We start from the raw sequence: 11,466 nt of genomic DNA on the forward strand, positions 1-11,466 counted from the left end.
CCCCTGGCCTGTTTGGCAATTCATATCGGGTTCGAGTTAAGCTGCGGGCTCGCTCTTGTCCACACTGCCCAAGCGTCAAATTGGCTTGCCAGAACCAGCTACGCATGTTAGCAAACGCTCACAATAGATAGTGAGCGTTCACATGCAATTCATTCGTCTCGACCTGGAAGCCCTCGTAAATGAAGGGCAAATCTCACCCGAAGAGGCCACACGCCTGAAAGGCTTTGCCCTGCCAGACCGGAAGGGCAGCCTGTTCATCAACCTGCTCCTGATCTTCGGGGCGCTCTCGGTCGCTGCGGGAACGATCGCACTTGTACCCAATCCGGCCACGGGCCTTATGCTTGCGCTGACCGCGCTTGGCGGGGCTGAGGCCTTGCGACGCATAGATGTCGACGCCTCACTGAAAGTCCTCGGCGCCGGGCTCACCCTGATGGGGGCGCTCGGTCTTGCTGGCTGGATCGGATGGGAGTTCCGCGAATCGGCAGAGTCGCTCTACCCGACGCTGGCCATCGCGGGGGTGCTGGGTGCGGCGGCCATCTGGTACCGTTCGCCCTTCCTCGTGGCGCCCGCTGTGCTCGCCCTCGGCGCAACGCTGGGCTCAGGCACAGGCTACTGGCATGCCAGCTATGGCATCTTCGTTGAGGAGCCGACACTGACCATCCTCTTGTTCGGCGCCCTGACAGCCGGGTTCTATGCTTTGCGCGGCGAGCTCGCGGACGCCTATGAAAGCCTCGCCACCATCGCGGCGCGCACATCGCTTTTCATGGTCAATTTCGCCTTCTGGGTCGGTTCGCTCTGGGGCGACCACATCGGCCAGCACTGGTTAGCGCCGGACGAATGGCGCGCCCGTCAGAACTGGGAGGCGCAGGCGATCGACATCCCTGACGAGGTCTTCACGCTCGGTTGGGCGGCATTTCTGATCGCCATGATCGTGAAAGCCCGGCGCGGTGGCTTTCTCTCGACGCTATCGATCGTCTTCCTGTCGATTCACTTCTACACCCAGTATTTCGAACTGCTGGGCGCCAATCCGGGCAGCCTTGTCGTCGGCGGTGTCATTCTGGTGGGACTGGCCGTCGGCGGCACACGCCTTTTCCGAGCCAGCCGGGCCTAGTCCTCGAGCTTTTCGATATCCGCTTCAAAGGCCCTGACGCGGGCCGTGACGGCCACGAGGAAGGCCGTCGACCAGCCAATCAGCAGAAAACCGTTGGCGGCCTCTGCCGCGCCGAGCATACGCCAGTCATCGCCGAGCACGACGTCGCCAAACCCAACCGTCGTGAAAGCGGAGGTCGAAAAGTACAACGCCTCCTCCAGTCCACTGAACTGGCCAAGGCCCAGATAGGCAAAGGCATAGGTCCATATCTGTACCGAATGCAGACCGAACAGGCTGATGACAACGAACAGGATAGAGACGCCCTGCCCGAAAACCGAGGTCAGGTTGACCGGATGCACCCGCCGCTCGCGCAGTATGGCAGATAACACGACAAGGCCCACGAAGTGGATTGTGAAAGTCAGCGTGACCATGCCGCTCGCAACAAGAAGGTTTAGCCAGAGCATGGAACCCACCGTTAAGCGATCAGGATGCTACGGCAAGTCCTTGCGTAAAACCCGGGGCTTCAAGCTTCAGGAAATCAATCAGCGCCCGTTCGGCCAGGCTGACAGATTTTTCCTCGCCGACGCATTTGAGAAACCACGAGGCTTCGTCTTCCGTACTTATATCGGCTTCGCGGCGGGCGGCGGCATGGGCTGCGCGGCGTGCTGCCTCTGCCCGGTCTTCGCTCTGGCTGATTGGTGCAAACCATCCGCCTTCTGAAAAACCCGCACGCACATCCTCAAGAAAGGTGCCCGGCTCGGGCCGCATGTCGCCAATCCAGTGATCGCGCGAAAGTATGGATGTCTCAGACTTTGGTTCGGGATGAGCACGCGCCATGAGATGGTTGGCAATCGCGCGGGCAAACAGGTCGTTCCATGACGGATCATTGGCTGCAAAGCCGATCTTGTCATTGGTGCGCACCAGCAGCTCGGCCTCGGCGCCAGTGACCCAGCCTGCCCCCTCGCCAGCCGGCACGATCAGCGCCCGGCGAACCCGCTCGACATCCTCGGCTGTCGCCTTGCCAAGTTGAGAAATGCGGTCACAGGCCACTTTCAGCGTAAAATAGCCGAGCCGGTCCGGCACGCCTTCGGCATAGCGCATGATCTGCAACAGAAGGTCTATTTCCGAGGCAATCGGGCAAATGCCCTGACGGTCAATCTGCTCGATCAGCCAGTCGGCTTCGTCTTCGGTGACCCAGTTGCGGGGATCGCTATGGAGAAGAACATAGTCACGCACGGCACTGACGAACAGCCGATCCCAAGTCGTGTCGCTTCCGGCGAGGCGGGCATTGATGTCGAACAGGGCGGCCCCATCGGTCAGCGATTTTACGCCGCCTCGGTAAAGTTCGGTTGAAATGCGGTGCGCGTCTTCTTCAGACAGTTTCATAACGCCAGTGATCTGAGCGAGCAGTCCCTCGAACCCCTGATCCATGCACCAAGCCTCCAACTTGATGATCCTGTATAATTTGCAACAGTTTCCGGTTTGTTGACGGCTTTGTCACGAATTCGATTTGTGGCGCAACTTGACTTTCCGCGGCGGCAGGCTTCTTCAGGTCACCCAACAATATGAAAACCAAGGGTGGACCTCACATGGCAGAACTTCGTGATCTTTCCGGACGCACAGCAGTCGTTACGGGCTCTGCAACAGGGCTAGGCCGGTCCATTGCACTGAAGCTTGCCGAGCGCGGCGCAGAAGTAATCATTAATTGCAGCCGATCCGTCGCAGATGGCGAGGCCACTGTTGCAGACTGTCAGGCATTGGGCTCGCAGGCGCGGCTCGTGCAGGCAGACGTTTCCACCGAAGAAGGCTGCCAGAAGCTCGCAGACGCCGCCAATGCGCACGGCCGTCTCGACATACTGGTGAACAATGCAGGCATCACGCGCCACGCCCGGGATCATTCGGACCTCAACGCATTGAGCAAGGAAGACTTCCTCGACACATATGCAGTCAATGTCGTCGGCCCGTTCTTGATGATGCAGGCCTGCCGCGACTTGTTGGCGGCGACCTATTCGCAGGCCGGACGCGCAGCAGCTGTTCTGAACGTCTCTTCCATTGCAGGCGTTACGGGAATCGGGTCGTCCGTTGCCTATGCCGCCACCAAGGGCGCACTGAACACGATGACGCTTTCCCTCGCGCGCGCACTGGCGCCTGCCATCCGCGTCAACGCGGTGTGCCCGGGCTTCATTGGCACCCGTTGGTTCAAGGACGAAATGAGCGCTGATCAGTACACGAAAATGGAAGCAGGTGTCGCTGCGTCAACGCCCCTTCATGTCGCGAGCGGGCCGGACGACATTGCCGATTCAGCCGTGTTTTTCCTGACCGATGCTTCACGCCACATCACCGGCGAAACCCTGCTCGTGGACGCCGGAATGCACCTTGGATACGCCCCATTGTCTGCCCGGTGAGCATCTCACCAAACGCCCGATACTTAGGCATATCCAATTGGCCGATGCACAAAAGTTCAGCGTTCGGACGTCAGTCTATCCTTGATAGAGAATTTGGTTCGAAACGTGCGGAATCGCGCGCAATCCTCGGTCTCGCGCTCCAAATAAGGAGCGGTTTGAAAACGGGGTACTAACAATGAAAACCAAGGTATCACGGGCGGGGGTCGCCCTTGTTGCTCTTCTAGCTACGACGGGCACCGCCATGGCTGAAGGTGAATGGTCAGGAAACGTAGCCATGACGTCAGACTATGTCTGGCGCGGCGTCTCACAGTCCAACGAAGATCCTGCCATCCAGGGCGGCTTCGACTATGCCAACGGCAACTTCTACGTCGGCACATGGGCGTCGAATGTCGATTTCGGTGACGCTTCCGACACCAATATCGAAGCTGACTTCTACGGCGGCTTTGCCGGTGCGCTCGAGAGCGGCATCAGCTGGGATGTTGGCGTGATCTACTACGCCTACCCGGATGCAGATGAATCCGATCTCGACTTCCTCGAAATCAAGGGCGCCCTTGGCTATGAATTCGCCAGCGGTCTCGCCATCGGCGGCGAAGCCTATTGGGATCCGGACAACCAGAACGTCTACCTGAACGCAACTGCTGGCTATGGCCTGACCGACGCTCTGTCGATCGACGCCAGCGTTGGTAATTACAGCTTCGACGGTGGCGGCGACTACACCAACTGGTCACTCGGCGGCACGTATAGCACACCGGTCGGTATCGACGTCGACCTGCGCTACTGGGGCACCGATGTTGATGATGTCGACATCTCTGACGACCGCTTCGTGCTGACACTTTCGAAGAGCCTCTAAGGCAAGGGAATATCTTCCTCCCGTACTGTGTGTGGAGTTGATTGCCCTCCCCACGCGCAGCAAGGTGAAGGCCGCCAGTCCAAAATGGACTTGGCGGCCTTTGTAATTCTGCCTCGGACGCACTAGGTTCTACGAAGGCCCGCGGGGGCTTCCCCATCAACAGGAGACGTGAACGACGCATGGCCGCAGAACTGACCCCAGTCGAGGCATTGGTTCCCGCAATCACACTTCTCGGCTTTGGCGCGGCTGCCGCCCTGGCATCGAAAGCGCTCCGGCTCAGCCCTATCGTGGGATACCTGATTGTCGGCATCCTGATCGGACCCAGCGTTCTAGGCCTGATCCAGGAAAGCAGCGCCACGCACCTCTTGGCAGAGCTGGGCGTCGTGTTCCTCTTGTTCGACATTGGCATGCACGTCTCCCTGCGCGAGCTGAATGAAAGCCGGCGCGACCTCCTGCGCCTCGCGCCAATGCACCTCTTCTTTACCGGACTGATCGCTGCCGCCGCGCTAGCCATGATCGGCGTGGACTGGGCCATCGCGCTCGCCGTCGGTCTCAGTCTCGGTCTCTCATCCACGGCCGTCGTCGCCCGCATCCTTACCGAGCGCGAGCAGAACTCCTGTCCTATTGGCCGCTCCGCCACGCACGTCCTCATCTTTCAGGACATTGTCGCCATCTTCCTGATGATATTTGCCAGTTCGCTGGGCAATTCCGAGGTGGGTGCACAGGGACTCGCCGGACTTGTCTCCGACTATCTGCTTGGCGGCGCCAGCGTGCCGCTCTATGCCGCCCTCGGCCTCTCGGTCGTGCAAACGGTTATTGCCTTCTGCGCCGCACTTCTGGCCGGCAAATACCTGATCAACCCCGTCTTTCGCACGCTCGTTGCCACCCGCAATGCCGAAGCGTTCACCGCCTTTACCCTGCTTCTCGTGCTGGCAGCCGCCTGCGCCACGGCCATCATCGGCTTGTCGCTGACGCTTGGGGCCTTCCTGGCAGGCCTTGCGGTCTCCGGCACACCCTTCCGCCACCAGGTGCAGACCGAGATGGGACCGTTCCGCGGGCTGCTTCTGTCCTTCTTCTTCATCAGCGTCGGCCTCTCCATCGATGTACCTGCCCTTCTGTCCCATCTGCCGCTCGTGATCCTCAGCGCCGCTGGCATACTCGTCATGAAAACCGCCCTCGGCTATGTCGCCGCCCGCCTGAACAAATGGAGCGTGCCGGGCGCCACACAAATGGCCTTCCTGCTCGCGCAAGGCTCGGAATTCACCCTCGTTGTCCTGTCGCTGGGCGCCATTGTGGCCGGCCTGTCTTCCGGCGTGATGAGTAGTATCGTCGCCGCCGTCGCACTGTCCCTGGCGCTCGCGCCTACCTGGGCCGCCCTCGGCGTACGCCTCTCGCGAAAATTGGCTGAGCGCAGCAAGACCGCCATCGAAACCTCGGCCACGTCCATCTCCGACCGGCCCGTCATCGTCATCGGCATGTCTTCCGCCGGACGACTCGCCATCGACGCGCTGGTCGACCACGACATTCCCTATATCGCGCTTGAGGGAGACCCGGACCGCTTCCTTGCGGCCGTGGCCGATGGCTACAAGGTCTCCTTTGGCGATGCGAGCAATATGAAGCTCGTCGAGGCCGTCGGCGGCAGCAATGCCCGCGCGGTCGTGCTCGGCTTTGCACGGTACGAAGTTTCGCGCGAGGTGACGCCCACGATCACCCGGCGCTTCCCGGACCTGAAGCGCTTCGTGGCCGTCGACTCCCGGCTCGACCTTGAGCGCTATCTCGACATCGGCGTGCGCGCCCACCTTGCTGGCGGCCAGCCCAAGGGCATCGAAATGGTGGCCGACATTCTGCTCACGCTCGACGTGCCAGAACCGGAAGTGCGGGAATGGATGGAGGAAGAGGCCGAGCGCTTCGCGATTGGTGACAGCTCCCGTGTGGAAGAAAAAATCGATGTCGAAGAGATCATCGACGAAGCGGCATGAAGCAGACTAGGATTCCACAAGACGGGGGTATATAGGCATATCCTGCCCCAAGGAGAACCATTATGCGTATTGGCGTCCCAACGGAAATCAAGAAACAGGAATCCCGTGTCGGCCTGACACCTGAAAGTGTCAGCGAAATTGTTCGCGCAGGTCATCATGTGAACGTGCAGTCCGGGGCCGGGCTCGGCTCAGGCTTCGCAAACGAAGCGTACACCATGGTCGGCGCCACCATCCTGCCTGACGCCGCAGCCGTATTCGCTGACAGCGAACTGATCGTGAAGGTCAAGGAGCCCCAGCCTGAGGAAACCGCCCGTCTCACACCGGACCACACGATTTTCACCTATCTCCACCTGGCGCCAGACCCTGTGCAGGCCAAGGGGCTCATGGATTCCGGCTGCCTGGCCATCGCCTATGAGACCGTGACTGATGATGAAGGCGGCCTGCCACTGCTCCGCCCGATGAGCCAGGTCGCGGGTCGCATGTCGCTCCAGGTCGCCGCATGGGCGCTCATGCGCACCAAGCGCGGACGGGGCATCCTGCTCGGCGGCGTACCAGGCGTCATGCCCTCGAAAGTCGTCATAATTGGCGGCGGTGTCTCGGGCACGCATGCAGCCGAAATCGCTGTCGGCATGCGCGCCGACGTCACCATTTTCGACCGGAACAACAATCGCCTCGCCGAACTCGACGAACAGTTCCGCGGCAGCCTCAAGACCATGTATTCGACAGCCCACTCGCTTGGCGAAGCGATCAGGGATGCCGATCTCATCATTGGCGCTGTCCTGATCCCGGGCGCATCAGCCCCCAAGCTCATCAGCCGCGAGCAACTGAAAACGATGAAGCCGGGCGCTGTGCTGGTCGACATCGCCATCGACCAGGGCGGCTGTTTCGAGACAAGCCACGCAACGACCCACGAAGACCCGATCTATGACGTCGACGGCATCCTGCACTATTGTGTCGCCAACATGCCCGGCGCCGTGCCGCGTACGTCCACCTATGCGCTCAACAATGCGACGCTGCCCTTCGTCCTGCAGATCGCCAACAAAGGGGCGCGCGCGGCGATCAACGAAAACCCACACCTTGCCCATGGCCTAACCGTCGATGCCGGCAAGATCGCGCATCAGGCCGTCGCCCACGACCTCGGCGAGCCCTATGTCCGTCCGGACTGGCTGACGGCCTAGTCCGGACCAGAGCGCATTGAGTTAAGCGTGGTTTCTCTTGGCGGCTTCGACCCGCTCAATCTTGCTTTTCTCCCCGATGAAGACAGGCGTCTTCTGGTGCAGGGATTCAACAGGAACCTTGAGAATCGACTGGTCGCCATCCGTCGAAGACCCGCCCATGGCGGCGATGAGGAATGACATGGGAATTGCCTCATAGACGAGGCGAAGCTTGCCCTCTTCATAGCCCTTGATGTTGGCGCGTGGATAAACAAACAGACCGCCTTGCAGGACCATGCGCTTCATGTCTGAAACCATGGACGCGTACCAACGCATATTGTGGGGTTTGGCCGTTCCGTTGTGCGTGCTGAGTAGGTCCGCATAATGCGCCTGTAGCCATCCGTCCCAAACCATCTGGTTCTGGCCGTTAATCGCCAAGACATCAGCTGTCGGCAATCCACCTTCAATCGGCAGAACCTTCCACTCGGACGTGTCCTGGTTAAAGATGCCCTTGTAGACCTTGTCGCCATCCGCAAAGTAGGCTTCGAGGTTCATACCAAAGACGAAGAATCCGCCGCTGACAATGTTCTTGCCGTTGAAGTCCCTGGCAACTTCAGCATTCTCGAAAATGCCGAAAATGGCACCTGAAGGAATGCCCACCAATGCGGACTTGGAGCCGTCCAGCGGATCGAGAGCCACGCTGTAGCGGCCGTCCGAAATCTTGTTCAGGCCCGGCCGCTCTTCAGACACGACGTATCTGACATTGCCATCGCTCTTGAGCGCATCAAAGAAGGCTTCGTCAGCAATCACGTCCAGCTCGATCTGGTCGTCGCCGGACTCGTTGCTGGATGTCGCAAACTTCAGTCCTGCGCCTTTCTTGAGCTCGGCGTAAATGACCTCCGCAGCGGAAAACAAGGCGGCGTAAATTCCATCCAGATTCTGGAGCTGGCTCTTGAAGTTCAAAGACATTGTCGAATGGGTCCCCTGATAATGTTGCTGGGAAACTGCCCCAATCAACGCTGCATCACAATAAGATAAGGGCGCCAGCTGCGCTGACGCCCTTATGTATTTTATGGCATTGAAGCCGTTTGGCTCAGGAATCCAGAGCGGCAATCGCGTCATCAATGGTGGCGCGCGGCTTGTCGAGAATGGCCGCGATCTGGGCGCGTTGCTCGATGGCGAGCCAGAGGCCAAGCACTTCAACGTCAACGACACGCCATTCGCCATTGCGCTCAATTACGCGCCAGCGGACGGTCTGGGGGTCTTCACCTTCTTGGGTGACGCGGGTCTCAACGACGGAATCCTTGTCATTGCGATCAACAGAGCCGATCACCTCGACCGTCGCATTCTTGAGCTTGTTCTTCTGGTCCTGGAACGTGCCGACGAGGAATTTCTCGAATGCGCTCTTGAAGCGTGTCTTGTCGGTATCGCTGACCCGGCGCGAATATTTGCCAAGCGTGAAGTTCGCGATGGCATCAATGTCCACTGCCTGCTTGATTGTGCTCTCGCTGGCTTCCGCGTTGGAAATCTGCGTGGCGGTTCCCGCAATCAGGGCTTCAGCCTCAGGGCTGGCCTGCGCCGAGAGCGCCATCAGGGCGAAACTGGTAGAGACGATAAGTGAGCGTAGCATCATGTTTGTCCTTCGAGTCAGATTATCCCGATCCGCTCTGTAGATATGTCTTCCGGGCCCGATTGGTTCCGTTGAGGGCTATATAGGTGTCATTCCCAGTTTGCATGGGGGGATCGAAGCCGAATCCGGGCCGATCAGGGGCAGAAAGCCTCAGATTCCGCAAAATGTGATATTTTGGATACAGTGCCTATGGGCCATAATGCATGGTGCGGGCGGCCGGGCTTGAACCGGCAAGGCCTTGCGGCCGAGGGATTTTAAGTCCCTTGCGTATACCAATTTCGCCACGCCCGCGTGCCGTTTGTGAGTATTCGTCGCCGCCGGGCTTGGCAAGCGCCAGCCCGGCCCGAGACTGTCAGGAAACCCGTTCAAACACGGCAGCGAGGCCCTGCCCGCCACCGATACACATGGTTTCCAGACCGTAACGCGCTTCCTGCCGATCCATCTCCCGCAGGAGGGTTGTCAGGATCCGGACGCCCGTTGCTCCCACCGGGTGGCCCAGCGAAATGCCCGATCCATTGGGATTGAGCCTTTCCATGTCGCCATCGGTGAAGCCCAGCGCCTTGGTGCAGGCCAGAACTTGAGAGGCAAAGGCCTCGTTCAGCTCGATCACGTCCAGATCCTTGATCTCGATACCCGCCTGCTTCAGCGCCTTCTGTGTGGAAGGCACTGGACCGATGCCCATGACTTCCGGACCAACCCCGGCCACAGACCAGGAAACCAGCCGCCCAAGCGGCTTCAGCCCATATTTCTCCGCCGCCTCGCGCGTACAGACGATGCAGGCCGCCGCACCGTCATTCTGGCCCGATGCATTGCCCGCCGTAACGGTCGCATCCGGATCCGCCTTGCCCCGGATGGCCCGAAGTGACGACAGCTTCTCAAGCGTGGAGTCTGGGCGGATATGCTCGTCTTCTGCCACAACCGTGTCACCCTTGCGGCCTTTCACGGTGAAGGGCACGATCTCGTCAGCGAACTTGCCTGCCTTCTGGGCCGCCGCCGCCTTCTGATGCGAAGCCAGCGCAAATTCGTCCTGCGCTTCGCGTGTGATCTCGTAGTCGCGACGCAGGTTTTCTGCCGTCTCGATCATGCCGCCCGGAACCGGGTGGTACTTGCCGCCCGCAGTGTAGCGCCCGCGCGACAGACCATCCTGCAGCATCAGGCCATCGCCCTTGATGTCCCAGCGCATGTCGATCGAGAAGAAAGGCGCATTGGACATGCTCTCTGCCCCGCCCGCGATGACAAGATCGTTCGCCCCGGTTGCAACCTGCATCACGGCATTGATAACGGCCTGCAATCCGGAACCGCAGCGCCGGTCGATCTGGTAGCCGCCCGTTGTCGTGGTGAGGCCAGCGTCCAGCGCCACCATCCGCCCGAAGGCTGGTGCTTCCATGGTTGGATAGCATTGCGCGAACAAGCAGTCCTCGACCGCCTCGGCCGGCACATTGGTCCGCGCCATGAGTTCGCGGATCACGTGGCTCGCCAGCTCATGGGCATGAACGGTTTTGTAGGCCCCGCCAAAGCCACCCACAGCCGTGCGAACGGGCTCACAGATTACGACGTCTCTCATTGGTGTTTCCTCAGTCTTCTAGTTCAGGCCGCGGCCGCGCTCGGTGACTTTCTTGCGGGCCGCCTCGACGCTTTCCGCGGTGACGCTGGCGGCATGCGCAGCCGAGCGGCGGACCTCTTCCTTCAGGGCCTCGCCGAATGGCATGGCGAACCCGTCATCAATCATCTTCTTGTATCCGCGCAGCAGGACCGGATCACAACTTGTCATCTCATGCGCCATCTTGCGCGCGGCAGGAAGCAGCTCGTCGGCCTTGTAGACGCGATTGACGAGGCCCCAGCGTTCAGCTGTGTCGGCATCGAGGAAGTTACCGGTGAAAGACAGTTCCTTGGCCCGGCTCGTGCCGATCAGGCGGGACAGTTTCTGCGACAGCCCCCAGCCCGGCATGATGCCGACGCGAGCATGCGTATCGGCGAACTTCGCATTCTCGGACGCCAGAAGCACATCGCACATAAGGGCAAGCTCGAAACCGCCGGTAATCGCAAAGCCGTTGATCGCACCGATTACCGGCCACGGATATTCGCCGATCGCCTTGGCGATATCAATCGAACCACCGTCCGCGCCGAGGGCAAAACCGGTCTCGCCCGCCTCTTTCAGATCGACGCCCGCCGTGAAGGCGCGGCCTGCGCCCGTCAGGACAACAGCGCGGATATCAGGATCGCCCTTCAGCTCCATGAAGACACGGGAAATCTCCGTGCGCAGCGCACGGCTGAGCGCGTTCAGCGCATCCGGCCGGTTCAGCGTGACAATGGCGACCGCGCCATCGCGCTCAACCTGGATAATGTTCTCGGCCATGA

Annotated in this window: 11 protein-coding genes and 1 tRNA gene; 5 read left to right on the forward strand and 7 right to left on the reverse strand. The window is 60.3% G+C overall.

The annotated features are described in order from the left end of the window. The first annotated feature begins 142 nt into the window (after positions 1-142). On the forward strand, positions 143-1,111 hold the full coding sequence (locus HOC_RS00330) for a hypothetical protein (RefSeq protein WP_035534620.1): 969 nt from the start codon (positions 143-145) through the stop codon (positions 1,109-1,111). On the opposite strand, the gene HOC_RS00335 is transcribed toward HOC_RS00330, so the two are convergent. Together HOC_RS00335 and HOC_RS00340 are read right to left on the reverse strand one after the other, a co-directional pair. After that, the gene (locus HOC_RS00335; RefSeq protein WP_035534623.1) at positions 1,108-1,554 is read right to left on the reverse strand and encodes an ion channel; all 447 of its coding nucleotides are present in this window, start codon (positions 1,552-1,554) and stop codon (positions 1,108-1,110) included. The genes HOC_RS00330 and HOC_RS00335 overlap by 4 nt on opposite strands. Before the next feature lie 19 nt (positions 1,555-1,573). After that, positions 1,574-2,521 (reverse strand): hypothetical protein, encoded by a 948-nt coding sequence (locus HOC_RS00340; protein ID WP_035534625.1) that lies wholly within the window; start codon positions 2,519-2,521, stop codon positions 1,574-1,576. A gap of 158 nt (positions 2,522-2,679) precedes the next feature. Between HOC_RS00340 and HOC_RS00345 the strand changes: the two genes are divergently transcribed. From HOC_RS00345 to ald, 4 genes are all read left to right on the forward strand, one after another. Further along, a complete protein-coding gene (locus HOC_RS00345) occupies positions 2,680-3,495 on the forward strand; it encodes an SDR family NAD(P)-dependent oxidoreductase (protein ID WP_035534627.1) in 816 nt (271 codons plus the stop codon). A gap of 175 nt (positions 3,496-3,670) precedes the next feature. Next, positions 3,671-4,345, forward strand: a complete 675-nt coding sequence (locus HOC_RS00350; RefSeq protein WP_035534629.1) for a TorF family putative porin — start codon at positions 3,671-3,673, stop codon at positions 4,343-4,345. A gap of 179 nt (positions 4,346-4,524) precedes the next feature. Beyond that, positions 4,525-6,324 (forward strand): cation:proton antiporter domain-containing protein, encoded by a 1,800-nt coding sequence (locus HOC_RS00355; protein ID WP_051624375.1) that lies wholly within the window; start codon positions 4,525-4,527, stop codon positions 6,322-6,324. A gap of 62 nt (positions 6,325-6,386) precedes the next feature. Further along, a complete protein-coding gene (ald, locus tag HOC_RS00360) occupies positions 6,387-7,502 on the forward strand; it encodes an alanine dehydrogenase (protein WP_035534631.1) in 1,116 nt (371 codons plus the stop codon). A gap of 21 nt (positions 7,503-7,523) precedes the next feature. Here the strand turns inward: ald and HOC_RS00365 are convergent, their stop codons facing one another. The 5 genes from HOC_RS00365 to HOC_RS00385 form a co-directional block, all read right to left on the reverse strand. Continuing rightward, complete coding sequence (locus HOC_RS00365) at positions 7,524-8,447, reverse strand: class 1 fructose-bisphosphatase (RefSeq protein ID WP_035534634.1); 924 nt, start codon at positions 8,445-8,447, stop codon at positions 7,524-7,526. 124 nt (positions 8,448-8,571) lie between these two features. Beyond that, positions 8,572-9,111 carry an MlaC/ttg2D family ABC transporter substrate-binding protein gene (locus HOC_RS00370; RefSeq protein WP_084146050.1) on the reverse strand — a complete coding sequence of 180 codons (540 nt, stop codon included), beginning with the start codon at positions 9,109-9,111 and terminating at the stop codon, positions 8,572-8,574. A 201-nt stretch (positions 9,112-9,312) separates the two neighbouring features. Beyond that, a tRNA-Leu gene (locus tag HOC_RS00375) sits at positions 9,313-9,399 on the reverse strand. Between the two features lie 61 nt (positions 9,400-9,460). Then, positions 9,461-10,672 (reverse strand): acetyl-CoA C-acetyltransferase, encoded by a 1,212-nt coding sequence (locus tag HOC_RS00380; protein WP_035534637.1) that lies wholly within the window; start codon positions 10,670-10,672, stop codon positions 9,461-9,463. Between the two features lie 18 nt (positions 10,673-10,690). Beyond that, positions 10,691-11,464 (reverse strand): enoyl-CoA hydratase, encoded by a 774-nt coding sequence (locus tag HOC_RS00385; protein ID WP_084146051.1) that lies wholly within the window; start codon positions 11,462-11,464, stop codon positions 10,691-10,693. Positions 11,465-11,466: the final 2 nt, after the last annotated feature.

This window comes from Hyphomonas oceanitis SCH89 (assembly GCF_000685295.1).
Lineage (GTDB): Bacteria > Pseudomonadota > Alphaproteobacteria > Caulobacterales > Hyphomonadaceae > Hyphomonas > Hyphomonas oceanitis.